The organism is Solihabitans fulvus (assembly GCF_008386585.1).
GTDB classification, from domain to species: Bacteria; Actinomycetota; Actinomycetes; order Mycobacteriales; family Pseudonocardiaceae; genus Solihabitans; species Solihabitans fulvus.
Map to the genome: position 1 here is coordinate 1 of NZ_VUOB01000276.1, position 302 is coordinate 302.

Genomic DNA, 302 nt, shown 5'->3' on the forward strand with positions numbered 1-302 from the left:
ATCCAGAAGACAGGATCGCGGAGACAGGTAGTGTACATGTCCAAGGAAGTCGGCACGTAGGTGTACTTGTCCATGTTGTATTGGCCATAGCTCAGCATTTTCTTCATCAAGTTGGTCAAGTGGATAACTTTAGCATCGTCGCCAACAATTTCTAGGCCACCGAGGACCAGACGGGCGAGGTTTTCAATGTCCTCAGACTTCTTCAGGCTTATAACAGTGCCGTCACGACGCTCGATCTTTCCAGTAAGGATACCCTCTCGGATCATCATTTCAACATCATCCATCATCTGCTTCATCTTGAG

General features: G+C 47.7%; 1 protein-coding gene. It reads right to left on the reverse strand.

The genetic code is table 11. The features are described 5' to 3' along the window. Window positions 1-287, reverse strand: a 287-nt coding sequence (locus F0L68_RS45835) for a hypothetical protein (protein ID WP_240543050.1), incomplete at its 3' end; no start/stop codon positions are given. Between the last annotated feature and the right edge of the window lie 15 nt (window positions 288-302).